Below are 25,223 nucleotides of genomic sequence, written 5' to 3'. Positions count from 1 at the left end.
TGTCCCTTACTGAGCCATTTACTTTACATCAAGCAAACGTTGAATGATGACAGCAACCTGGGCACGGTTGGTTTTTGACTTCGGCGCGAAATGATGCTGATCCATTCCCGTGATGATCCCTTTTTCTACTAGCAGGGCTACGTTTGCTTGCGCCCATGTTGCAATATTCTTCCGATCTGCAAACTTCTCTAACTGTTTCTTGTGCTCCGCAGCAGGCTTTATACCCATCGTTACATCCAGCGCGCGAGCGACCATGGTCGCCATTTGCTCCCGTGTCACCGGCGCATTCGGATCAAACTTGGTTTTGCTCACACCGCTCACGATATGGAGGCGCGCCGCAATTGCCACATCAGCGGCAAACCAGTCTTCGTTTTTCACATCGGTAAACGAAGGGGATGGACCTTCTGCTGTTTTCTCATTTAACTTGAGCGCCTGAACCAGCATACGGGTAAACTGTGCCCTGGTTACATGGCCAAGCGGTTCAAATTTGTCTTCGCTTATTCCATTCAATACACCCGCCGCCACAAGCGCTTGAATCGCTTCTTGCGCCCATGGTACTTCTCCTAGATCAGTAAAAGCAGGCACCGGTTTGTCTTCGGGTTTTGCAGGTTTTTCAGGTGCTGGCTGAACCGGCAACTGTTCCGGTTTTTCCGGTGCAGGTTCTGTCGTTTTCACCGGTTCCGTTACCGGTTCCTTGATCGGCTCTTTTGCCGGCTCCTCCTCTTCATTCGGAGATGCTGTGATTTGGTCTTTTGCCTGCATTACATCTTCAATCGTGATATTGGATTCGCGTACTTCCTGCTTCAGCTTTTCATATTTCTCCGTGTCAACCGTTTGTTTTACCGCTTCTTCCGCAATTTGCTCAAGCGGCTTATTCGGTGATTCCAGCATTTCCTGCATGGCTTTTTCTTTGATCATCTGCTGTTCTTCCGGGGTGAGTTGCTGCAATAATTCTTTCATTTTTTGCACTTTGCTATCCGTTACATCCTCCGTTGCCGCCTTTGCCGTTGTGGTCCATCCTATCGGCAGCAGCGTAACAGAAGGCATTGCCACCGCAGTCGCAAGCAGCGACAACGCCAGTTTATGTCGAAATCCGTTTTTCTTGTTCATATCTATCCCTCCATAATTATTCGTAGCGCAACGCTTCGATCGGGGGAATCCTTACCGCCCGCAGCGCCGGAATCATCCCGAACAGAAGACCTGCACCGATCGCAAACACAATCGTATACCCTACCATCTCCAGCGGAATATGGTTCGGCAGTATCGGAAAATACGTGTGAATGGAATAAAGAATTCCATATGTCGCGGCCAAGCCGAGCAGGGCGCCTGTCACGCTTAAAAAAACCGCTTCAAACAAGAACTGGGCGAGAATATGCCACGATTTTGCCCCAACCGCCTTGCGAATCCCAATTTCCCTTGTCCGCTCTTTCACCGTCAAAAGCATTACATTCATAATCCCAATACCCCCAACCAAAAGCGCGATACCGGTAATCGCAAGGGTAATCACACCGACCAGATCCATCACGGTTTTGATAACATGAATCACTTCTTCTGCCTTTACCAAGTTGAAATCTTTTTTCTTATGGTTTTGTCCGATAACATTGTTGATCTGCTTTTCGACCTGCGGCACGTTTTCCGTCTTTTTCGCGGTGAAAAATAGCAAAGAAGCATTGTCCACGTTGCCTATCTTTTCAACCACATGGTATGGCGCATATACCCGATCATCAATATTGAAACCGAACATTTTCTTCTCATCCAGAACGCCGATCACCATAAAATTCTCCCGGTTAATCGTAACCGTTTTTCCGACCGCAGGCCTGTCGCCGAATATGTTGTGCTTAATGTTGGCCCCAAGTACAATGACATGCTTGTTCTGCTTGCATTCGGCATCGGTAAAAAATCGCCCATCCGCCAACCTGACATCAAGAATAGGCAGAAGATCAGGCGTTGTCCCGGTAAAAATCATTTCATATCCTTTTTTGTTATACATAAGCACGCCCATGAATTCATTTTGTGGTGCCGCCTTTTCTACGCCCGGAACCCGCGCTTTAACATCCATCGCATCCTTGTATGTGAGCGTGCTGGCGGAAGGCGCGAAGGAAGCAAAGTCGGAAATACCGCTATCAATGGCTTTCTTATTCAGCAACTTGCCCGGTACAACGGTAATCTGCCGGGCGCCAAGCCCGGAGAATTGTTGCAGCAAGCTCTGGCTAAAATTGTAGAGCACCGTCATCATCGAAATAACGAGCAGCGCGGCGACCGCCACGCCCAAAATCGCCAGCAACGAACGACCGCGATACATCCAGATGCCACGCAAGGCCATCCTCACATTACGGAATAGCATTACCCGCGGTTCGCCTCCCTTTCCGGCGCACCACGATACGGAACGAGCTTGCGATCCAGCATATACAGAATTCGTTCCGCAATCCGGGCCAGCTCGTAATCGTGGGTTACCAGCATGATGGTTTTGCCCTGTGCATGCAGACGTTGCAAAATGTTGATCACCTCTTGTTTGGATTGCGCATCCAGATTTCCTGTCGGTTCGTCGGCCAACAGAAGCGAGGGCGAGGCGACAATCGCGCGGGCAATGGCTACTTTCTGCTTTTGACCGCCGGACAGGTGAACGGGTACGTCTTTTTTGCGTGAAAGCATCCCGACCCACTCTAGCGCCTCATCCACCCGCTTGCGCTTCTCCCGGGCAGACATCCGGGTATACTGAAGCGGCAGGGCAACATTCTCGCCGACGGTCAGCCGAGGAACGAGCATGAACTGCTGAAAGATAAAGCCAATATGGCGGTTGCGGATAGCAGCCAGGCGGCCCCCGCCATATTCGGTTACATCTTGTCCGGCGAGCCGGTATGTGCCTGAGTCGGGCTTGTCCAGAAGCCCAAGGATATTTAGCAACGTCGATTTGCCGGAGCCGGAAGGGCCGAGGATGGATACGAATTCACCCTGTTTCACATTCAAGTCCAGATCTTCAATGACGGTTCTTTTTTCCCGCCCATCTTTGTAGTGGCGGGAAATGCCCCGAAGCTCAATCATAGTTGCCCATCCGTTCTATGAATGGTTTGAGCTGGAACACGATGTCATCCACAATGTCGCGCGTGTCCATCGTGTCGAGCTGTTCGCCTTTTTGATAGACATCCAGCAAAATATGAAGCAGAATTTTTTGATCGAGCTCGCTTTCCATGAGTTTCGCCATCACCAGATATCAACTCCCATTACTTTTCGGCGCCAAGCGCCACTTCGAGTTTCAGCCGTTTCACGATCGTCTCCGCCGCTTTCTGCTTGCTTTTCGCTTCCGCGATGTCGGCCGCCGGCAACTGATATGTTGGCACAATCTCTTTCAGCATCGCCTTCATCTCTTCCGGCGCAACCGGCATATAATTGTTGGAAGCCGCCTGTTCAAGCTTTTCAAGTTTGGCCATAAATTCCGGAACAGAGAACGGGGTCGCCCGGCCGATAAAAATCCGGTTATGCGCTGTCGCCGTCGTGCCTTCCTCGGCGGTCAGCAGCTCCTCATACAGTTTCTCGCCCGGTCGCATACCGGTGTATTCGATTTTGATATCACGTTCCGGTTCCAGCCCGGACAAACGGATCAGGTCGCGCGCTAGCTTATCAATTTTTACCGGCTCGCCCATATCAAGCACAAACGTCTCGCCACCCTCCGCGATGGCTCCGGCCTGAATAACCAGCTGCACCGCTTCCGGAATGGTCATAAAATAGCGAACCATCTCCGGGTGCGTCACAGTGACAGGGCCGCCTTCTTTGATCTGCTGCTTGAAAAGCGGAATCACACTACCGCGGCTGCCCAGCACATTGCCAAAGCGTACCGCAACGAATTTCGTGCTGCTGCGACGGTTCAGGCTCTGGATAATCATCTCGGCAATTCGCTTGGTCGTGCCCATTACGCTTGTCGGATTGACCGCTTTGTCCGTCGAAATCAGAACGAAACGCTCCACGCCAAACAAGTTGGCGCACTGGGCCACGTTTTTCGTTCCAATAACGTTGTTCTTAATCGCTTCCGCTGGATTGCGTTCCATCAGCGGCACATGCTTGTGCGCCGCAGCATGGAACACCACCGCCGGGCGATATCGGTCAAACACTTCCACAATCCGCTGCCGATCCTGGATATCAGCGATAATCGTCTCATATTTCAGGTTTGGATATTTGCGTTTCAGCTCGTTTTCGATTGCGTAAATGCTGTTTTCACCATGGCCGAGCAGAAGCAACGTTTCCGGGTCAAACGCGGAAATCTGACGGCACAGCTCCGAACCGATCGAACCGCCCGCCCCCGTCACCAATACAACCTTACCTGTCACATAATCGGCAATTCCTTTCAGATCGACTTCCACCGGATCGCGTCCGAGCAAGTCTTCCACATTGACATCGCGAATCGTACTGATCGACACCTTGCCATGAATCACATCGCTGACGCGCGGCAAAATTTTAATATTTGCCGCCGTCTTCTTGCAGATATTAATGACTTTTGCCGTTTCCGACTTTGCGGCGGACGGCAGCGCCAAGATGATCGTATCAATGCCAAGCCGCTTTACGACAGCCGGGATGTCGCGGCGCGTGCCAACAACGGGCAACCCGGCCACTTCCATGTACAGTTTGGATGGATCGTCATCAATGAACGCGACCGGATACAGCGTCGTGTCTGGAAAACGCTGAAGCTCCTTCGCTACGAGCGTGCCCGCGTCCCCGGCGCCTACAATGAGCGCCTTTTTATGGTGCGGCTGGATTTTCACGTATCTGCCGCGCGCGATGCGCCAGATCAGGCGCGAACCGGCAATACCGACCGTTGTCGTCATCCATGAGAGAAGGAAGATCGAAAGCGGGATGACGATACCCACCCCCAGCGCGCGCGCCGTAAAATACAACGCAAAGGTCAATACCAACGCCAGTGTGGTTGCGCGAATGATAAGCAAGAGTTCGCCGATGCTTGCATACTTCCAGACGCAACGATAAAGATGTGATACATAAAACACACCGCATGTAACAAGCAAAATCAGTCCTATCGCATACGGCATACTGTTCCAGAACGGCTCCGGAATGTGTCCTTCGAACCGGAGCAAATAGCTGACAAGCACCGATCCAAGCACGATGAAAGTATCAACCGCCAACAACAGAATTCTCTGCGCATATTTCACAGCGGCTCACCTCCGTTATTTCGTTTCGATATACAGTTTAAGCGCTCGTTTAATACCCTGAATCACCCGTTCCTGCTCCTCTTCCGTTAGGCTGGAGCCGGAAGGCAAGCAAATGCCGTTATGGAATAATTCATCAGATACACTGTGCCCTTCCGCGTGCGGATAATATTTGCAACCTGTAAACAATGGTTGCAAATGCAGCGGTTTCCAGACCGGACGCGCTTCGATGTTTTCTTCTGCGAGCACATCCACAATCTCAGCCGCGCTTACGCCGGTCTGTGCTGGATCTACCGTCAGAGCAGTAAGCCAGCGGGTCGCAAAACCGGATTCTGCTTCCGGCATAAATGCGAAACCTGGCACATCCGCAAGCGCATTGACATAGCGATCAAACACTGCGCGGCGAGCTTGTATCCGTTCATCCAGCACGCGCAACTGACCGCGACCTACTCCCGCGAGAATGTTGCTCATCCTGTAGTTATAGCCCAGCTCGCTGTGCTGGTAGTGGCGAGCCGCATCGCGCGCCTGTGTTGACCAAAAACGAGCTTTCTCCAGCGCTTCCGTGTCGTCCGAAACAAGCATGCCTCCGCCAGACGTAGAAATAATTTTGTTTCCGTTAAAGGAGTACACACCGAAGGCACCGAACGTACCGCTCTTTTTGCCTTTGTATGTCGCGCCGAGCGACTCGGCCGCATCCTCAAGCACCGGAATACCGTATTTTTCGCACAGCGCAAGCAGCGGCTCCATATCAGCGCTCTGACCGTACAAATTCACAATTACAACCGCTTTCGGCAACGCGCCTTCCGCTTCAGCGTCCCGCAGCGCTCGCTCCAGCGCGCCGGGCGACATATTCCATGTCTCCGGTTCGGAGTCGATAAAGACCGGCGTTGCGCCCTGGTACAAGATTGGATTGGCGCTCGCCACAAACGTTAAACTTGAACAAAACACCGTATCGCCCGGCCCGACACCCAACAGGCGCAGACCAAGGTGAATGGCCGCCGTGCCAGAACTGAGCGCAAGCGCTCCCTTCGCGCCGACATACTCAGCCAGTTCGCGCTCGAATTCTTCCACGTTCGGCCCGAGCGGCGCAATCCAGTTCGTCGCAAATGCTTCCGCGATATAATGCTGCTCTTCTCCACTCATGTGTGGCGGAGATAGGTAAATTCGTTTGTTCATTGTTCTCATGCCTCTTTCCGCTCATTTTGGTACGTATTCCCGCTCTGTCCCATAAACTCCGTCGTCGTCGCATGCCCTTCTTTGTTAATGCCTTCCGAGCGGATCACTTTGAAAAGCGTCAGCCACAAAATTTTCATGTCCAGCCAGAATGACTGGCGATCCACATACCAGACATCCAATTCAAATTTTTCTTCCCAGCTGATGGCGTTCCGTCCGTTCACCTGCGCCCAGCCGGTAATGCCGGGTTTTACCTCATGACGGCGAGCCTGGCGCGGTGTGTAGCGCGGCAGATATTCCATCAGCAATGGACGGGGCCCAACCAGGCTTAGCTCGCCTTTGACCACATTGAACAGCTGCGGCAATTCGTCGAGGCTAAGCCTGCGTAGCCAGCGTCCGAACCCGGTCAGGCGAACTTCGTCAGGCAACAACTCCCCGTTTTCGTCCCGCTCGTCGGTCATGGTGCGGAATTTGTAAATGTAAAATGGCTTGCCGTGCAGACCGGGACGCTTCTGTTTAAACAGGACAGGCGAACCCAGCTTTATACGCACAAGCAGGGCGGTAATACCCATAACCGGAAGGGTCACCACCAGCAGAACTAGTGCGCATACCAGGTCAAATACTCGTTTTGCCATGTTCTCCCCTCCGTTTCGCTGCCATCATCGTCAGCTATTTGTCCCGTCTTACCCTTGATTGCGCAGCAATTGGTCTTCAGGAACATCACGCAGCTTTCTGGCCGGAATACCCACAACCAGTTCTTCCTTCTTTACATCCCTCGTAACGACGCCGCCGGCCGCGACCGTTCCGTCCTCTTCAATCACAATGCCCGGCAGTGTAATAGCACCTGCACCAATGCGGCCACCGTCCTTGACGGTAATGCCTTTCATCTTACCGAAGCGCTCTTTGCTGCGGGCCATATAGTTGTCATTGCTGGTGACAACGCCCGGCGCGACAAACACATGGTCGCCAAGATTGGAATATGCCGTGATATAGCAATTGGTCTCCAACTTGCATTTGCGGCCGATGGAGCAATCGTTCTCAATTGCAACGCCGCGGCCTACGATCGTACCTTCCCCCACCGTCACGCGTTCACGAACGGTGGCAAGGTCAGCTACAAATACTTCATTTTCCAGAACAGCTCCCGCATAGATGATAGCCGATGTGCCAATCGTGCAACCGTCGCCGATTACGACCGGGGGATTCTTTTTCACTTCTTTCAGGGCAGAATGTTTCGCTTTAACCGGTTGTTTGCCAATGACCGCGTTATCCTGAATGACTACGTTATGCCCAATGACACTGCCCGCGTAAATGATAACGTTATGCCCGATTGTCACATTCTCTCCCAGCACAACGCTGTCCTCAATAATCGTGTTTTTACCAAATGTTATGTTCATATGTTTAGTTTCCTCCCTTCTTGGTTGCTCCGACCTGTACCGGTGCCACCGCCAGACGATCGCAACCACCGTACGACAAATCTTCTTCTATAACATTAATGAAACGGTGTGCCAGCTTTTCCCACGAGTGATTGCTCTCTACATAGAAACGCCCCTTCTCTCCCATTTGGTGAAGAGCGGTTTGATTTATGGCTAACCATTGCAATGCTTGCGCCATTTCCTGCGGATTGCTAACTTTCAAACCAGCGCCTGAGGTTTCAATTGGCGTTTCCGGTAGCTGGCATAACAGCACGATCGGAAGCTTCGCTGCCATATAGTCATACATCTTATTTAAACTGAATCCCCATTTGTAAATTTCTGCGTCCTGCATAGAAATCAGCCCCACATCGGAACGAAGCAGAATCTCCGGAACTTCCTCTTTTTTGACAGGAGGAATAAAAGTTATATTGGTTAACTTTTCTTTTCTCGCCCGTTCTACAAGCCGCTGCTTCTCCGGTCCATCCCCAATCATAAGAAAATGAATGTGATGATTTCGGTCTTTCAGAATACCGGCTGCATCAAGCACCGGATCCAGATGGTTGGCAATGCCGTGCGCACCCGTATACGTAACAATCAGCTTGTTCTCCAAAGAAGCGAACAACCGCTCAAGATCCGCGGAAAGCAAAGCCTGCTGCTCATACCGCTGCAGGTCGGCACCATTCGGAAGATACAGCACTTTTTCTGTATCAATCCCCTGCTGGGCCACATACTTATCCGCCTTGTCAAACAGGACGATAATACGGCGGGCATTTCTGTATAAAAAAAGCTCTAACTGACGGAGCATCCAAACGACCGGATTCCGTTCAGAAACTTTGCCGAGATCGATCAAGGTTTGTGGCCATAAGTCTCGCTCTTCAAAATAAAACGTACAATTGAACTTTTTGGCGAGCAAACAACCAACAAGCGCCGCCAGCGGGTGCATGAGTGTTCCGATAATTAAATCCGGTTTTTCTTTTCGTTTTTTGCCAAGCAAATAAGCATGGATGGTATAGCTCAGCATGTTGGCGACCCTGCGCCAATCGTTCTTCTTATAGGCAGGTGTTTTGATCCAGACGAAGCGGACGCCATTATACTGTTCTTCCTTCCATCGCAGATGCTTTTCCGGAATATAACGCTCCTTTCTCTCCTGATGGGTAAAGGAAGAAGCAAAAATCGTGACGTTATAATTGTGTTTGACAAGCTCTCGAGCTAAATCGTAATGACGCGTACCACCGCTCGCACCTGGTGCAATCGCATAATGGTTAAAAATCCAGATGTTCACCTCTTGCTCTCCCTCCTTTCAAAATCGAAAATTCCAGGCAATTCATTCCTCCATCCCATCGATAAACCACTTGCTTATCGGTTTGCATGGAAGAAATAAGAAAACAGCTGGAAAGATACAGATACTGTAACCTTTCCAGCCAATCTTTCACCGTTCCCTTTTCTGCAAGCTTTTTTCCTGATTAATTCACGGCGAGAAAAGCCAAAAGAATAAGGTGCTGAAAAGGGAGAAAACGACAAGTCAAGAGAGCGCAAATTCCAGTCATATAGCTCGATGTTTCCATATGCCTTTCATCACACCCCTTCAATATTCTTATAAAATTTCATATCGTTTCGGCTTGACCGCATTTTTCAGTGCATTTCTAGTATCAAGCACAGCATACGCGGTACGGCCGATAAAATCGTAGTCAAAAGCGGTATGATCCGTTGTAATCACCACAAGATCTGCCTTTTTCAACGTTTCCTCCGTAAGATCGACCGACTCGTATTCCTTGCCATGGCGTTTAAAAGACAGAACATGTGGGTCGCTGTAAACGACATGCGCCCCTCTCTCCTCCAGGATGTCAATGATATGAAGCACTGGTGATTCACGAATATCGTCAATGTCTTTTTTATAAGCTACGCCAAGCAAATGGATCGTTGAGCCCTTCAGCGGTTTACCATCCTGATTCAACAGATTGGCAGCGCGCTCCGTCACGAATTCGGGCATGCTTCTGTTAATTTCGCCGGCCAGCTCGATCAAGCGTGTATGGTAGTTGTATTCTCTCGCTTTCCAGGTCAGGTAAAATGGGTCAATCGGAATGCAGTGTCCGCCAAGACCCGGCCCCGGGTAAAACGCCATGAACCCATAGGGCTTCGTTTTTGCCGCATCGATCATTTCCCATACGTTGATCCCCATCTTGTTGCACAGAATCGCCATTTCATTCGCCAGCGCGATATTAATATGACGGAACGTATTCTCATAGATTTTCTCCAGTTCAGCGACTGCCGGGCTGGATACTTCATGCACGTCGCTGTCCAGCACCGCACGGTACATGGAAGCAGCAACTTTGGTGCAATCCGGCGTTACGCCCCCGACCACTTTCGGTGTATTCTTCGTGTTAAACTGCTTGTTACCCGGGTCAACACGTTCTGGCGAATACGCCAGGAAGAAGTCCTTGCCGCAGACAAGCCCCGATTCTTCCAGAATCGGCTTGAGCAATTCTTCGGTCGTGCCCGGATATGTGGTACTCTCCAGCACAACGAGCATGCCAGGATGAAGATATTTCGCCACTTCACGCGCCGACGATTCCACATAACTTGTGTCTGGTTGTTGATAGGTATCCAACGGTGTTGGTACGCAAATTGCCACCGCGTCTACTTCGTTGATAAAAGAGTAGTCAGAGGTTGCACGCAGCTTTTTCCGCTCTACAATTTCGCGCAGATCATCGTCCACAACATCACCAATGTAATTGATACCTTGATTGACCATCTCGACTTTACTAGCCTGCACATCGAACCCAATGACGTTAAAACCGGCTTTCGCTTTCTCAACCGCAAGCGGCAAGCCGACATACCCGAGGCCCACCACACCGATAACGGCCGTTTTCTGTTCAATTTTTTGAATAAACTGCTCGACTAACGAAGTTGCGAACGCTGCTGCTTGTGTCATACTCTCTCTCCCTTCGCTTCGAAGAATTCGCGGACAATAGAAATGACATATTCCTGATCATCAATCGTCATTTCAGGATAGAGCGGCAGCGCAAGCGTACCGGCGGCCGCTTTTTCCGACTCAACAAGACTTCCGGCCACATATCCGAGGTCTTTATATACTTCCTGCCTGTGCAACGGTACCGGATAGTACACGCCGGTCGCGATACCGTGTTGCTGTAAATGACCTATAAGTTCATCGCGATACTTGGTTTGAATGATATAAAGATGGAAAACCGCTTCGCGATTTGGCTTTACGTATGGCAACTTGAGAGGCAGGTCTTTCAGCGCGTTGTTATACATCATGGCTTTTTCACGGCGTTGCCGGTTCCACTGGTCAATGTATTTCAGTTTTACCTGCAACATGGCCGCCTGAAGCGCATCGAGCCGGCTATTGTAACCGATCATGGAATGATAGTATTTCGGATTGCTACCATGTACGCGCAGAATTTGGATTTTGCGCGCCAGTTCTTCATTGTTTGTCACTACGATTCCGCCGTCCCCGTATCCGCCCAAGTTTTTCGTCGGGAAAAAGGAGAAACAACCGGCGGTTCCAAGCGATCCAATCTTTTTCCCATTGTATGTAGAACCGATCGCCTGGCACGCGTCTTCGACTACAAACAGGTTGTATTCATTCGCGATCGCCAATATTTCGTCCATATCAGCGGGCTGTCCGAAGATATGAACAGGCATAATTGCTTTTGTACGCGGTGTAATGGCTGCGGTAAGTTTTGCCGGGTCGATGTTGTATGTGTCTGGATCGATATCGACGAATACCGGTGTCGCACCCAGCCGCGAGATCACTTCCGCGGAAGCGAAAAACGTAAACGGAGAAGTAATCACCTCATCTCCCGGCCCGATTCCAAGCGCGTCCAACGTCAGAAGCAACGCGTCCGTACCGTTGGCGACGCCGATTGCGTATTTCGTGCCGCAGTATTCCGCCATAGCCTGCTCAAAATTTTTCACGAATGGCCCCATAATGTAGTTGCCGCTCTCAAGTACGTTGTCCACAGCCTGCTTAATTTCCGGTTTAATGTCCTGATACTGGGCGGTTAAGTCCAGCAGGGATACTTTGCGCATTGTCTTTGTCATATTAGTAAACTCCTCTCACTATTGTACTAACTACTTCTTTGTGATGGCTCCATTTTACAGGAGCGTGTTTTTCCGCCGCTTCGTATATGGTTAGTACGAGCTGAAGAGCATTACGCCCATCCCATCCGGTGACCAGCGGTTCTCTGTCTTCTCGAATCGCTCGGATCATGTCGGCGATAATATGCTGGTGACCCGGCGTACCATACGGATCCTGCTCTACCTTTTCCATGATTTTAGCAGTCTCTTTTTCCGGTATGTCTTTAAAAATAAGGTGTTTAATCCAGTTGGCAGTCCGTCCTGAAATGACCGCTGTTCCAGTTTCGCCGAAAATGCTAAGCGATTCTTCATAGTTTTGCGGGTACACCGTCGCGGCCGCCTCGATGATGCCAAGTGCGCCGTCTGTGAACCTCAACACAGCAACCGATACATCTTCCGCTTCGATATTGCGCAGGCGGGTCGCGTTATACGCCTGTACTTCTTCGACCGGTCCGGCAAGCCAGTACAGCAAGTCTAGATTATGAATCGCCTGGTTCATTAATACGCCGCCATCCATCGCCTTTGTACCGCGCCATGCCGCCTGATCGTAATAACTCTGGTCGCGGTTCCAACGCACGGTGGCATTCACGTGGCTAAGCTTGCCAAACAAGCCTTTGTCGATAAGTTTTTTCAGTTCTGTCACAGCCGGGCGAAAACGGTTTGGGTGTACTACAGACAGCTTGACATTGTTTTCCGCGCACGCCTGAATGATGCGATCCGCATCTTCCAGCGTCAGTGCGATCGGTTTTTCTACAATGACATGCTTTTTCGCCGCAGCAGCCTGCACGGCCAACGGAGCGTGTAGACCGCTTGGCGTGCAAATGTTGACTACATCAAGATCCGGTTCGTTCGCCAGCATCTCTTCCAGTGAAAGATAGCCACGAACGTTATGTTTTTTCATATATTCCTGAATTCGTGCAGGGTTCGTATCACAAACCGCTGCCAGCTCCGCTTGTTCAATATTACGAATTGCTTCGATATGCTTGGTCGCAATATGACCGCATCCAACGATAGCAAATGAAATAGTAGACATATAAACAAAAGCCACCCTTCATCCAAGAGATAAAATAAATTGAATGATTTCGGGATTGGTTATATAATAGTAAGAAGTAACATTTTGATAAAAAGATAGAATAGGTGAATTATGGGCATTCAACCCGACCTCACACCATACCCTCGACGATAAAACGTCTAAGGCATTGTTGCATGCCCACAGCATGGCCGAGTGCCTGCAGTGATAAAGGTGCAGCAGACTGTTACCTTGGCCCCGGCATTTAGAAGAGGCCGAAAAATTTTTTTCTTTTCTTTTTTGGTTCAAACGAGCGCGGCGGGGGCGCTATAATATCTTTTCCCGCAAGAACGAGACAGGCATTTTCCCGGAAGAAATGCGTGTACTGTTCTCCGATATTTCTATTAATCCATTCATAAGCCGCTTGCAGCGCGAATCCTCTTTTCGTTACATGGTGTGCGTCTGAAGCAATAAAGTGAATTAAATCGTGTTCAATAAGTTTGCGGGAAATGTTTTGTAAACGGCTGCCAAATTGACCGATGACGCTGGCTGCCGTCAACTGGGCAAACGCGCCTTCTTCCACCATGCGATGCAGGATAATGGGACGTTCGCATATTTCCTGATTTCGTTCTGGATGCGCAATAATGGGAAGATAACCTTCTACCTGCATATCAAACAACAGGCGGTACGTATAAGCTGGAACATGATCACATGGCAGTTCAATCAATACATACAACTGTGTTTCATTCATTGTTAACAACGTACGTTCTGCCGCCCGAAAATCCCGAAGAATGTCGCCATATAAATGCAGCTCCATTCCCGGAAAAATTGTGAGCGGAATCACATGTTCTTTCAATAAGCGATTCGCTTCATCCGTTTTCTGCAAAATCAAGGGAGCAGGGTTTTCATATTTTCCATCCTTATGGTGTGGCGTAGCGATCACATGCGTAATGCCATTCTGCACAGCATCTTTTGCCAGCGCCAGTGTATCCTCCGGACACTGCGCCCCATCATCCAGCCCCCATAAGATATGATTGTGAATGTCTACATTCATTCTGTTTTTCCCTTCCCTATCTAAACCTTTTTCTGCTAGTTCTTGTAATAATAGTAGTAATTGTTATGTTTTATTTGCTTATTATTAAGCACGACACCAAGCAGGCGCGCGTTTGTATGCTCAAGCTGCTGCTTGGCCCTAGCGGCCAGGTCACGGTTCGTTTTGCCCGCGTTGACAACCAGAATGCATCCGTCCACTAGTCTGGAAAGAATCGCTGCGTCTGCAACCGCAATGACCGGTGGTGTATCAAGAATGATCGCTTCAAATTGGCTATGCAATTCTTTTAATGCCAGCTTCATCTTCTTTGACCCTAATAATTCGGCAGGATTCGGCGGAATGGGGCCTGCTGTCATAATAGCAAGGTTCTCAATTCCGGTTTCTTGCACAGCATCTCGTAGCTGGATCTGACCTGCTAAGTATGTAGTCAGGCCCCGACGGTTCGGCACCTGAAAAATATGATGACCGGCTGGCTTCCGTAAGTCTGCATCTATGTATAGAGTGCGCTTAGCTGCCTGCGCCATCACCACAGCCAGATTGGTGGCAGTGGTTGATTTCCCTTCTGCCGGACCCGTGCTCGTAATTAAAATTGTTTTGATTTCTTCGTCTACACTCGCAAATTGAATGTTTGTACGTAACGTACGATATGCCTCTGCTATCTGCGATTTCGGATTCCAGTAAGCAATTAATTTTTCATATCGCTTTTTATCAATTGCTGTATTCATCTGTTCTCACCTGCCGCTGCCATCCTAACTTTCTTTTCCTCTTTCAGCCTCGTGTGCTTCGCGCCGTTCTTTGCATCAATGACGGCAATCGTACCAAGCACAGGTAATCCGAGATGTTTTTCGACATCTTCTTCCGTTTTCAACGTATTGTCCATATATTCAAGCAAGAAAGCAAGGCCGACAGAAAGCATGGAGCTAATGGCCAAAGCAATCGCAACATTGACCAGAAGTTTTGGCTTTACTGGCGTGGCTCTCTCATCTGCCTTTGCTTTAGTAAGTACCTGAACGTTGTCCACTTTCATTAGCTTCACAATTTCCGAATTGAATGTCTGCGCTACTGTATTGGCGATAAGTGCCGCTCTTCGCTGGTTCGTATCTTCAGCCACAATAGAAATAATCTGTGAGTTTTTGACTGCGGAAACCTTAATCTGTTCAGTTAAGCTGGCTACTTTATCCGGTTCCCCCAGCTTTTGCGCTACAATTTCCATGATCCGCGGGCTTTTAATGATTACGCTATACGTTTCTATCAATTGCAGATTAGACTCAATTTCTGACATCGAAATGATTCCTGTCTTGTCTCCATCCTGTGATTTGTTTACAAGCAGTTCCGTTTTTGCCTCATACACAGGGGTCATCAGAAATTTGGTAACCCCCGCGCTGACTCCCACAACTCCCAGCGTAATCAGAACAACCATCCAAAGTCGTTTGCGAAGAATAGTGACCATTTCTCTAATATTGAGCGTTTCTTCTTGCAATGACATCCTCCAGTTCCTCTCTCAGATTTTCAATTTTTGTCGATGGCCTTCACGTAAATCAATATATAACAAGGTTTCGAAATGAAAAATGATACAAAAATTGTATTTTATTACGCTATTCTTGGTTAATTCATACCAACTTACTATTTTGAATTTTCAGTTTTAAACTTTACAATGTCACTTTTTTTAGAAGGTTTCATTATTTTTCTGTGATCAATTTATTAAAAGTATATGAAAAACATTATCATTTCGATTTTCATTTTTTCTCACTCTTTTCCTTATATATCAAGCGTTTCAGCCATTTTAATGCAAAGAGGTATGAAGTAAAAAATAATAATTCCTTCTTTTTTCCTTGACAATAAAATTTCTATGAATTTTCACCCAGATCAATCATATCTTTTTTTGTAGTAAATTATATGTCTTCCTATCAAACCCGCCTATTTTTCGAGTTTTTCATCATTTTTAAATAAGAAAATCTCGCGGACATTGTCGGTCTTTCTCTCCTTCCGTGCCACACGCTCCACATGAAAAAAAGAAAACATTTGGAACACACCTCGCAAGTTTTTCCTCACTTACTTATGAAAAGAAAGCATATGTTGCTTTATTACTGTAAAGTAACATATGCTTTCTTACTACAAAAAAAGAGAGGCATTCATAGCCTCTCAATCTATGAATATTTATTTGTATACCCGCAAAAAAGCATCCATACGATCGATAGCCACTTCCAGATTTTCGAGCGATGTAGCATACGAGCAACGGATGTGCGTCGCTCCACCTTCGCCGAATACATGACCTGGAACGACCGCCACCTTCTGCTCAAGAATCAGTTTTTCCGCGAACTCTTCCGCCGTCATACCGGTGGAAGCGATAGAAGGAAACGCATAAAAAGCGCCCTCCGGTTTGTGGCAGGGCAAGCCAATTTGCTCAAATGCCTTTACGACGTAATTGCGGCGTTGCCGGTAGCTCTCAACCATTCGCTTTTTCGCTTCCATACCGTGGCGCAGCGATTCAAGCGCCGCCACCTGTCCCATAATCGGGGCGCACAACATCGTATATTGATGAATTTTTACCATAGCCTGGATGATATCTTCCGGTCCCGCAGCGTATCCAATACGCCAGCCAGTCATCGCAAACGCTTTGGAAAATCCTGATAGCAAAATCGTACGCTCTTTCATTCCCGGCAGCGATGCAAAGCTCGTATGGCTTGTATCGTATGTCAGTTCCGCGTAAATCTCGTCGGAGATTACGATTAAGTCATGGCGTTTGACCACTTCCGCAAGCTTTGCCAGTTCTTCTTTCTTCATAATGGAACCGGTCGGATTGTTCGGAAAGCAAAAAATGATCGCCTTGGTTCTGTCTGTCACCTTTTCTTCAATATGCTGGGGCGTTAATTTAAACTGCTGTTCAATGGATGTCTGCACCGCCACGGGCACGCCACCCGCCAAGCGCACGACCGGATCATACGATACATAGCACGGCTCCACCACTAATACCTCATCGCCAGGATCAAGAATCGCACGCAGCGCCAGATCAATTCCTTCACTCGCTCCGACTGTAACCACAACCTCTTTGTCCGGGCTGTAATGGACATCAAAAGCAGCAGCAAGATATTTGCAAATCTCTTCCCGCAGCTCATACAGACCGCTATTAGACGTGTACGCGGTATAACCTTTTTCAAGCGAAGCGATCGCTGCTTCCCTTGTATTCCATGGCGTCACAAAGTCCGGCTCTCCTACCCCAAGCGAGATAACGCCTTCCATAGAAGACGCCAGTTCGAAAAACCGGCGGATGCCGGATGGCGGAATCAATTGGATCGTACGTGACAATCTACGGTTGGCAACCTGCATCGTACTCATGGCGTCACAACCATCCTTTTGTCATCCTCGGGCTGTTCTAAAATTACGCCGTCATGCTTATATTTTTTAAGAATAAAGTGCGTTGTGGTCGAAATGACAGAATCCAAAGCAGACAATTTCTCCGATACAAACTGCGCAACCTGACGCATCGTTTTTCCTTCAATAACGACCGACAAATCGTAAGCACCGGACATCAAGTATACGGACTGCACTTCTGGAAAACGGTAGATTCGCTCCGCTACATCGTCAAATCCGACATCGCGTTTCGGCGTTACCTTTACGTCAATCATCGCAGTCACCAGGTCATTTTCATCGACTTTTTCCCAGTTTACAATTGCCGGATACTTAATAATGACTTTCTCTTTCTCCAGCTTGGCAATCGTTTCTTTTACGTCTTCCACCGTCGTATCCAGCATCGTAGCGATAGTTTCTGCGGAACGGCGGCTGTTCTCCTCCAAGATGTGCAGCAATTCGCGCTGTTTCTCTCTCTCCATATTCATCCAACCTTTCTGCATAAACTTACTTTATTATTTTATCCAACAGCGCAGCTCGAAGCTTCTCTTTATCCTTATCCGGCTTCAGACCGCAAAGTTCTCCCCTGACTTATAATAATTTTTAAATAATTCCTATCAAAAAAAAGAAAAGTGTTCTTTTATCCGAACACAAGATCATACATGTGCTTCCATGTTTTTATATCAAACACTTCAAAGGCGTTGCCGTCGCCCAGAATGCTGTATCCCGTAATTAAGCCCGCCAACAGAGCGATAAATAAGAGAAAAGGCACAAGTGTAATTTTGAGAAGTAGCGGCATGCTTTCCCTTCTCTTTGCTCTTTTTTTCCGGGATGCTCTATTTTTCCGTGGATACTCCCGGGCGGCCGCCGCAGCTGAAACTGCGGAGCTAGACGGCTGTTTATGTTGTTCTGGCATCTTATCAACCTCTAAAAATTCGATTAGTAATATCCATCATCTGATCGTTGTATGAAAGCGCCCGCGCGTTAAATTGGAGCGCCCGCTGCGCCTCAATAAGCGAAGTCATCTCTTTACGCAGATCGACGTTGGACATTTCAAGGCCGCCCTGGCGAACCGCTAGGCCCGCTTGCAGCGTCATGCCCGCCGGGTTGCTCAGCCGCGCGTATTCGTTAAGCTCCGCCCCAGCCGGTATTGCATAGTAATTCTCTCCGACCCGTTCTAGTATATTCGGGTTCTGCACCGTGTATACCCCGAGGCGCGGTCCCTCCTGCTCCATACCGTTCAAACGATATGTAATCCGTCCATCCGCCTTCACTGTAAAATGCGTAGCGCCGACGGGAATACGGATCGGCTGGGGATCGCCGCCATCATCCATTACGAAATCGCCGGAGCCGGTTACCAACTGAAGCCAGTTTCCTGACGGTATAAGCTTAAAATTGCCGTCCCGGGTGAAAAGCGCCTGAGCACCGTTGGGCGACAACCGCTGTACGCGGAAAAACGCCTCTTCCCCCTCAAGGTACAAATCAGTAGGCACATCCGTCTTCTTGATGGCTCCTGAAGCAAAGTTGGTTTGCAGCATCGCTTCTTTCGTTCCGAATCCCGGTCGGGTGCCAAACGGCGTTAAGCGGCTAGGCTCATATCGCGCGTAAGGCTGATTGTTCAATCGACGAACCAAGAGCGTTTCAAACGTCGTATCCTGGCTCTTGAACCCCACAGTATCGGAATTAGCCAAATTATTCGCAATTGTATCAATGCGCAGCTGCGTCGCCCGCATGGCGGAAGCAGAGTTAATCATAGAATGGTTCATCACTTACACCTTCTTATCCGATTTTCCCGACTTCATTCAGCTTCTGCAACGTAATGTCATATGCCTGCAACACGCGCTGATTCGCTTCATAGCTGCGAAGCACCGCCATTAAATCAATCATCGTTCTGCCGGCGTCAACATTGGAACGTTCAATGTATCCCTGCTTGATGGAAACAGCCGGATCAACCGCCGGATTGTACAAAGTCGGCGCTCCATTTCCTGTATAACGAAAGGTCGTATCCGCCTCTTTCACAAGATCTGCTGTCGGATTATCGATTCGATAAATACCCAGTCGTATGGGAGCAGTGCCCGGATTTCCCAGCGCGATCAATCTCCCGTCGGACGTAACCTGCAAGTTCTCCTTATTCAACGGCGCGTCCCCGAGAAGCGCGCGCAAGTTAATCGGCTGACCAGCCGCATTCAGTACTGGATATCCTTCCATTGTGGTTAGTTGACCAGCGGCATTCATCGTCCAATTCCCGCTACGTGTATAGTAGACTTGTGGAGGACCTCCGCCTTCACCCGGCTTTTGAACCGCAAAAAACATGCGGGGCTGTACCTGCCTGCCGTCCACTTCGATAGTCGGAATTCCCCCGTCAACCAAAGCGATATCCAGCACTTTTCCTGTCTCAAAGATATCTCCCTGTGCAAAATTAGGCACTAATTCCTGATTGTATACTCCATGCGAAAGGCGGCCAATCACCTGCTTCGAGCCCGGAAACGCGGGCAGCCCCGCCACTCCACCGGCCGTGTCGCGAATGCGTTCCAGCAATAGCTCGGGGAACGTGCGGAATGTGGAGTTATCCGCTTTATACCCCGGTGTATTCACATTTGCCAAATTGTTCGTTAACGCGTCCTGCCGCGCCTGATTAGCAATCATGCCTGAAGCGGCAGCGTCTAGTCCACGCAGCATGTTCTTTCCCCCTGTTTTCCTCCATGACAGATAAAGGCAAGCGACGTAAATACGTCTTATTTATTATAGCAAATCAATCTCAAAAAACCTACGGAATCTATACTTACGAAAAAATCTTTTTACGCATTTTCCGCTGCGGAGACTTGTCCAAATTCTCCAGCATAATGCCTGTCCCTACCGCTACGCAGGCCATCGGACTCTCCGCGATGAGCACCGGCACTTTTAGTTCTTCACTCAGCAAACGATCCAGACCATGAAGCAGCGCTCCGCCCCCCGTCAGCATAATGCCGTGGTCAATAATGTCAGCCGCCAGTTCCGGTGGCGTGCGCTCCAGCACATTCTTCGAAGCCATCACAACAGCCTGAGCGACTTCCTGTAACGCTTCACATACCTCTTCAGATGTGACAGTGAGCGTCTGCGGTAAACCTGTCACCATGTCGCGGCCGCGAATATCGATCTCTTCCTTGCGCGATCCGGGAAACACCGTGCCGATTTGGATTTTAATATCTTCGGCAGTACGCTCCCCGATAAGAAGCTTATACTTTTCTTTAATGTATTTCATAATAGCGAGATCACACTTGTCCCCCGCCATCTTAATAGAAGAGGCGGTGACGATGTCTCCCATAGAAAGCACGGCTACATCGGTCGTCCCGCCACCCATGTCGACCACCATATGACCGTACGGCTGGAAAATGTCCATCCCGGCGCCTACGGCGGCCACTTTAGGTTCTTCTTCGAGGAACACTTCACGCGCTCCGCATTTTTGCGCCGCTTCCCGAATCGCTTTTTGCTCGACGGAAGTAATATTGGTCGGTGTACAGATCAAGATACGCGGCCGAGCCATGAAACCTTTGACGCCTATCTTCTTAATAAAATAATTAAGCATCGCCTCGGTAATCTCGAAGTCCGCAATCACCCCGTCTCTTAGCGGGCGGATAGCTACAATATTTCCCGGCGTGCGACCAACCATGCGGCGGGCTTCTTCCCCGACGGCCAGCACCCGTTTCGTATAGGTATCAATCGCTACAACCGATGGTTCATCAAGCACAACGCCATTGCCCTTTACATAAATGACGACGTTGGCCGTGCCCAAATCAATTCCGATATCTCTGCCCATCATGTGAGAGCCTCCCTGTAACTATTATATCATCAGAATATTGTACTACGCATATTGTCCTGTCACAAGGAGAATTTTCTCCTAGGCAAGCTCTTCGGCCTCCTTCTTCCGATATGCCTTGCTTTTGCGTTTGTACTTAATCTTAGTCGCTTCTCCCCCTCTTAGATGACGTACCGACTTATGATATTCGAGAATTTCTTTAACTTCATTGGCCAGTTCAGGATTGATTTCAGGCAGTCGTTCCGTCAAATCTTTGTGCACCGTACTTTTCGACACGCCAAACTCTTTGGCAATCTTGCGAACGGTATTTCTCGTTTCCACAATGTAGTGGCCGATTTTCATCGTCCGCTCCTTGATGTAATCGTGCACGCTTCTCGCCTCCTAATGCTAATTGGTCAGTGGTCTGATACATTATATTGAGGCAAGTGCGCATATATGCGAAAAAAGGCTGATAGCATGTACTATTCAGCCTTTTTTCTTCATTTTCTTTTATTTTCGTTTTATTTTGCCGAAGGCGTGTCTTCTTTTTTCAGCAGATATTGTTCTGGCGGTACTGTTTCTCCATTTTTATGCACCTCAAAGTGCAGATGGATGCCGAGTGCTTTTTCGAATACGTTGCGACCCGCCATTCCAAGTATTGTACCCTGATCGACCGTATCGCCAACCTTCACTTTAGCATCTTCAAGGCTGGCATATACGGTAGAAAGTCCGTTCTTATGCTCGATTTCTACCTGGTAACCGAGCATCGGGTCACGCTCCGCTTTTACAATTTTACCGGCGGCTGCGGCCATAACTTCAAAAGATTTCTTATCTTTGCTCGCAATCGCGATGCCTGTGTTCGGCCAGTAAGAGTTGTCATACTGAATAAGCGCGGCTTCCTGTTCTTTTTTGTCAGATGTGTCATCATAGAACCCCATAACTTTCTCGGTCTCATCCGCTTTTGCCGGCCAAGCGAGCGGTTTGTCGGATACGCTCACCGGTACAGCAGACTGTTCATTCTGCTTAACCTCAGCCACCTGCTGCGGCTGTGTCACTTCCGGCGTAGCCTTCTGTGGCACCCCTGTATTGTTTGAGAAATCTTTGCTGTTTTGATACCACATTACGCCCGCAAGAATAATAGCTGCAATTCCCATATACATTGCGGGAAAAATCCATTTTTTGCCCAAGATACGTCTCCAGCCACCGGATTGTACTTTTTGAATTGGAGAGGATGTTTCAGTAGCTTTTCTTTTTTCATCCATTGTTTATCACCTCAGCATCCAGTTTTGACAGGAATATGAGGGAATAAACATAAGGAGAGAAGTTTTTTGCATAAAAAAGACGAAAATTGGGCACAAGCTTTACTCTTTTTTGCTTATTTTATTACGCTACTTTATCCACTTCTCTCCATTTTCAATGTTAACGCCTTTATAAAAATATTTGACAATTTCCTCTACCGTTTTTCCTTCTTTCGCCATACCATTGGCGCCCCACTGACTCATCCCGACTCCATGGCCATATCCAAACGTGCGGATGACGACGTTTTGTCCTTTAATGCTTAATGAAAAGTGCGAAGAATTGAGGCCGAGAAGCTCACGCACCTGGCGTCCGGTAAATACTTTGTCCCCGATTTTGATCTCTTTTATGCGCTGTCCGGCAGTACGGGAAATAGTTTTGTTCCAGGAATCATTGCCTGCGGCGACAGGTTGGGCAATCTTTACTTTTAACCTCTTTTCAAGTTGGTCAATAGACATTGTTACCGTCTCCTGATAGCGCGGCGCATTGGCGTCCCAGGGCACTTTTACACTGCGAAGATACGGAAGTTTGTATCCCCAATAGTCCTCGGAATTTTCGGTATAACCATTGCTTGTGGCAAAAAAAGTGGCATTAATCGGTTCATTTTGATACGTAAGAACTTGTCCGGATGTCTCCTCAACCGCCTGCCGAATACGCGCCTCCTTCCACGTATATGAACTCCCCCACCGCTCCCTTTTTTGTTTTTCGTCGATATACACTTGATGTTTTACCGTATCAGTCACATGTGCGCCTTTTGGAACATCGCTGAAATCTTTTTTGGCAAGACGGAGCGCGATATACGTGCGAGCGGCAAGAGCCTGGGCTTTGAGCGCTTCCATTTCAAATTCGGCGGGCATTTCGCCCGACACAACACCGCTCACGTAGTCTTCAAGCGGAACTGATTCAATTTTCCCGGTTTCGACCCGGAACACTTTAATCGAAAAGTTAATATGCATAACCGGCTTCTGTGTCGTATGTGAAGTCCTTGGAGCTGCGCTTTTTCTGATAGCAGACGCGGGCCGGGGTTGCTCATCAGATCCAGAATAAATAAGGACAAGCGTCGACGGAACCGCAAGCAGAATGATGACAATAGCAAGGGCGATATAGAAAATCGGCTTCATGTTTCTCCCCTTCCGGATACCAGTTGGACAACTTTTCTTTCTCTACAAAACTATGCCGCAAGAAGAGAAATATGCATCTAATAAAAAGAACAGGCTTATCTTTCACATGCCTGTTCCTTTTTTTCTTATTGTTCATCAAGTAATGCCTCTAGCTTTTTACGTAAAGCCCGTTCGCCACGTTTTCTTTCTTTTTCCTCTTCCTGAAGTGCCTTCATAATAGAAAAACACATTGCAGCTAAAATAACGGCGAACGGCAATGCCGTTACGATGGATGCCGTTTGCAATCCTTCGAGCCCTCCGCTAATAAGCAACACAATGGCAACCACAGATTGCAGAATCCCCCAAATCACCTTGACTTTGTTGGATGGATGCAAATCGCCATTAGAAGAGAGCATCCCTAGGACAAACGTTGCGGAGTCTGCAGAAGTAATAAAAAATGTAATAATAAGCAACGTCGCTATCCCGGCAAGAATAGAGCCTAGCGGCAAATTCTCCAGCATGACAAACAAAGGTCTCGTCACATCTGTTTGGACAATTTCGGCTAAATGTGCCCCCATAAAAATTTCTTGATAGAGGCCCGTTCCACCGAAAACAGCAAACCAGAGAAAGCTAAACAAACTCGGAATAAGCATAACACCAAGCACGAACTCGCGAATCGTCCTGCCTTTGGATACACGCGCAATGAACGTTCCGACAAATGGAGCCCACGCAATCCACCACGCCCAATAAAATAGCGTCCAATTTGCCACCCATGTGCCTTCCGTAAATGGTGTAAGCCGTAAACTCATCTGAATTAAATTTTGCACATAATTTCCTAGCGTAGTTGTATACGTATCAAAAATAAACGAAGTCGGTCCTACCAATAATGTAAAAACCAACAAACTGAACGCCAGTATCAAATTGGTATTACTCAATAGTTTAATCCCACGATCAAGCCCTGTTGTCGCCGACAGCAAATACAACACGGTAACAACAGCAATAATGATAATTTGTGTGGTGGTCGTATTAGCTATCCCGGTAAGATGAGTAAGGCCACCATTAATTTGCAAAACGCCAAGACCAAGGGAGGTGGCGACTCCGAATGCGGTTGCAATAATAGCCAGAATATCAATCAGCTTACCCAAAGGCCCCTTTACTTTTTCGCCTAATAACGGATAAAACGTTGCACTGATCAATCCTTTTTGTCCTTTACGAAATTGGAAGTAGGCAAGCGATAACGCAATGATGGTATAAATCGCCCACGGCTGCAAACCCCAGTGAAAAAAAGAATAACGCATCGCCTGACGCGCCGCTTCCGCTGTTTGCCCTTCTCCGGTGGGTGGAGTCACATAATGACTGAGCGGTTCCGCAACCCCCCAGAACACAAGTCCAATCCCCATCCCGGAACTAAACAGCATTGCAAACCATGTCAGATTGGAATACTCTGGTTCATCATCATCATTTCCCAATTTCACTTGTCCATATTTTCCAAAAGCCAAATAAAGCGCAAATACTAAGAACGAAAAAGCTGCCAATAGATAAAACCAGCCGAAATCCCTGGTTATGACTTCTAGTGTCTGGTCAGCCGCTTGCGAAAGACTTTCAGGCAGCAGACCTCCCCAAACAACAAAAGCAACGATTACTGCAATCGAAATGTAAAATACCAAACTTTCCACCTCTTCTTTTAGTTTTGCAATAGGGAATAGCCAAACAACGCTTCTTTCCCTATTATTCACACTCCTCCTCTCCTGTTTTTAGATAAAAAAATCCCTTGAAAACTGTGAACTTTCAAGGGACTTCTTTTCTCC

General features: G+C 48.3%; 25 protein-coding genes. All 25 read right to left on the bottom strand.

What is annotated here, in order from left to right; all coding sequences use genetic code 11:
* Window positions 1-18: 18 nt before the first annotated feature.
* The 25 genes from ACH33_RS01715 to ACH33_RS01600 all read right to left on the bottom strand — a co-directional run bounded on the left by ACH33_RS01715 (window position 19) and on the right by ACH33_RS01600 (window position 25,082).
* The gene (locus tag ACH33_RS01715; protein WP_057897447.1) at window positions 19-1,110 is read right to left on the bottom strand and encodes an S-layer homology domain-containing protein; all 1,092 of its coding nucleotides are present in this window, start codon (window positions 1,108-1,110) and stop codon (window positions 19-21) included.
* 16 nt (window positions 1,111-1,126) lie between these two features.
* Window positions 1,127-2,323, bottom strand: coding sequence for an ABC transporter permease (locus tag ACH33_RS01710; RefSeq protein WP_236782001.1), 1,197 nt, complete (start codon window positions 2,321-2,323; stop codon window positions 1,127-1,129).
* A gap of 20 nt (window positions 2,324-2,343) precedes the next feature.
* The gene (locus ACH33_RS01705; protein WP_057897445.1) at window positions 2,344-3,042 is read right to left on the bottom strand and encodes an ABC transporter ATP-binding protein; all 699 of its coding nucleotides are present in this window, start codon (window positions 3,040-3,042) and stop codon (window positions 2,344-2,346) included.
* Entirely contained in the window at window positions 3,035-3,205 is a 171-nt protein-coding gene (locus ACH33_RS19005; RefSeq protein ID WP_156423982.1) for a YwzD family small protein, read from the bottom strand. Before ACH33_RS19005 ends, ACH33_RS01705 begins: the two co-directional genes overlap by 8 nt.
* A 16-nt stretch (window positions 3,206-3,221) precedes the next feature.
* Window positions 3,222-5,156: a polysaccharide biosynthesis protein gene (locus ACH33_RS01700; RefSeq protein ID WP_057897444.1), complete on the bottom strand. Its 1,935-nt coding sequence runs from the start codon at window positions 5,154-5,156 to the stop codon at window positions 3,222-3,224.
* A 15-nt stretch (window positions 5,157-5,171) separates the two neighbouring features.
* Entirely contained in the window at window positions 5,172-6,329 is a 1,158-nt protein-coding gene (locus ACH33_RS01695) for a DegT/DnrJ/EryC1/StrS family aminotransferase (RefSeq protein WP_057897443.1), read from the bottom strand.
* A gap of 5 nt (window positions 6,330-6,334) precedes the next feature.
* Window positions 6,335-6,961: a sugar transferase gene (locus ACH33_RS01690; RefSeq protein ID WP_057897442.1), complete on the bottom strand. Its 627-nt coding sequence runs from the start codon at window positions 6,959-6,961 to the stop codon at window positions 6,335-6,337.
* Between the two features lie 48 nt (window positions 6,962-7,009).
* Window positions 7,010-7,720 carry an N-acetyltransferase gene (locus tag ACH33_RS01685; RefSeq protein WP_057897441.1) on the bottom strand — a complete coding sequence of 237 codons (711 nt, stop codon included), beginning with the start codon at window positions 7,718-7,720 and terminating at the stop codon, window positions 7,010-7,012.
* Between the two features lie 4 nt (window positions 7,721-7,724).
* Window positions 7,725-9,020: a glycosyltransferase family 4 protein gene (locus ACH33_RS01680; RefSeq protein ID WP_057897440.1), complete on the bottom strand. Its 1,296-nt coding sequence runs from the start codon at window positions 9,018-9,020 to the stop codon at window positions 7,725-7,727.
* A 312-nt stretch (window positions 9,021-9,332) separates the two neighbouring features.
* Entirely contained in the window at window positions 9,333-10,670 is a 1,338-nt protein-coding gene (locus tag ACH33_RS01675; RefSeq protein ID WP_057897439.1) for a nucleotide sugar dehydrogenase, read from the bottom strand.
* Window positions 10,667-11,800, bottom strand: a complete 1,134-nt coding sequence (locus tag ACH33_RS01670) for a DegT/DnrJ/EryC1/StrS family aminotransferase (RefSeq protein WP_057897438.1) — start codon at window positions 11,798-11,800, stop codon at window positions 10,667-10,669. Before ACH33_RS01670 ends, ACH33_RS01675 begins: the two co-directional genes overlap by 4 nt.
* 1 nt (window position 11,801) lies before the next feature.
* Entirely contained in the window at window positions 11,802-12,869 is a 1,068-nt protein-coding gene (locus tag ACH33_RS01665; protein WP_057897437.1) for a Gfo/Idh/MocA family protein, read from the bottom strand.
* A gap of 241 nt (window positions 12,870-13,110) precedes the next feature.
* The gene (locus ACH33_RS01660) at window positions 13,111-13,899 is read right to left on the bottom strand and encodes a tyrosine-protein phosphatase (RefSeq protein ID WP_057897436.1); all 789 of its coding nucleotides are present in this window, start codon (window positions 13,897-13,899) and stop codon (window positions 13,111-13,113) included.
* Between the two features lie 35 nt (window positions 13,900-13,934).
* On the bottom strand, window positions 13,935-14,621 hold the full coding sequence (locus ACH33_RS01655; protein ID WP_057897435.1) for a CpsD/CapB family tyrosine-protein kinase: 687 nt from the start codon (window positions 14,619-14,621) through the stop codon (window positions 13,935-13,937).
* A complete protein-coding gene (locus tag ACH33_RS01650) occupies window positions 14,618-15,382 on the bottom strand; it encodes a YveK family protein (protein WP_057897434.1) in 765 nt (254 codons plus the stop codon). The genes ACH33_RS01655 and ACH33_RS01650 overlap by 4 nt, the downstream gene beginning before the upstream one ends.
* A gap of 671 nt (window positions 15,383-16,053) precedes the next feature.
* Window positions 16,054-17,232 carry an aminotransferase gene (locus ACH33_RS01645; protein ID WP_057897433.1) on the bottom strand — a complete coding sequence of 393 codons (1,179 nt, stop codon included), beginning with the start codon at window positions 17,230-17,232 and terminating at the stop codon, window positions 16,054-16,056.
* Window positions 17,229-17,726: an Lrp/AsnC family transcriptional regulator gene (locus ACH33_RS01640; protein WP_057897432.1), complete on the bottom strand. Its 498-nt coding sequence runs from the start codon at window positions 17,724-17,726 to the stop codon at window positions 17,229-17,231. Before ACH33_RS01640 ends, ACH33_RS01645 begins: the two co-directional genes overlap by 4 nt.
* 158 nt (window positions 17,727-17,884) lie before the next feature.
* Window positions 17,885-18,160, bottom strand: a complete 276-nt coding sequence (locus tag ACH33_RS19970; protein ID WP_057897431.1) for a DNA-directed RNA polymerase subunit beta — start codon at window positions 18,158-18,160, stop codon at window positions 17,885-17,887.
* Window positions 18,161-18,164: 4 nt separating this feature from the next.
* A complete protein-coding gene (locus ACH33_RS01630; RefSeq protein WP_057897430.1) occupies window positions 18,165-19,010 on the bottom strand; it encodes a flagellar hook-basal body protein in 846 nt (281 codons plus the stop codon).
* A 13-nt stretch (window positions 19,011-19,023) separates the two neighbouring features.
* The gene (locus ACH33_RS01625; RefSeq protein ID WP_057897429.1) at window positions 19,024-19,923 is read right to left on the bottom strand and encodes a flagellar hook-basal body protein; all 900 of its coding nucleotides are present in this window, start codon (window positions 19,921-19,923) and stop codon (window positions 19,024-19,026) included.
* Between the two features lie 103 nt (window positions 19,924-20,026).
* Window positions 20,027-21,043, bottom strand: a complete 1,017-nt coding sequence (locus ACH33_RS01620) for a rod shape-determining protein (protein WP_057897428.1) — start codon at window positions 21,041-21,043, stop codon at window positions 20,027-20,029.
* Window positions 21,044-21,121: 78 nt separating this feature from the next.
* On the bottom strand, window positions 21,122-21,409 hold the full coding sequence (gene spoIIID / locus ACH33_RS01615) for a sporulation transcriptional regulator SpoIIID (protein WP_057897427.1): 288 nt from the start codon (window positions 21,407-21,409) through the stop codon (window positions 21,122-21,124).
* Window positions 21,410-21,540: 131 nt separating this feature from the next.
* Window positions 21,541-22,281, bottom strand: coding sequence for a M23 family metallopeptidase (locus ACH33_RS01610; RefSeq protein WP_057897426.1), 741 nt, complete (start codon window positions 22,279-22,281; stop codon window positions 21,541-21,543).
* Between the two features lie 126 nt (window positions 22,282-22,407).
* A complete protein-coding gene (spoIID, locus tag ACH33_RS01605) occupies window positions 22,408-23,436 on the bottom strand; it encodes a stage II sporulation protein D (protein WP_057897425.1) in 1,029 nt (342 codons plus the stop codon).
* A gap of 125 nt (window positions 23,437-23,561) precedes the next feature.
* Window positions 23,562-25,082, bottom strand: coding sequence for a glycine betaine uptake BCCT transporter (locus ACH33_RS01600; RefSeq protein WP_057900206.1), 1,521 nt, complete (start codon window positions 25,080-25,082; stop codon window positions 23,562-23,564).
* Window positions 25,083-25,223 lie beyond the last annotated feature (141 nt).

The sequence above is a fragment of the Aneurinibacillus sp. XH2 genome (assembly GCF_001439585.2).
GTDB lineage: Bacteria > Bacillota > Bacilli > Aneurinibacillales > Aneurinibacillaceae > Aneurinibacillus > Aneurinibacillus thermoaerophilus.
This window is presented reverse-complemented; position numbering and strand designations above follow the sequence as displayed.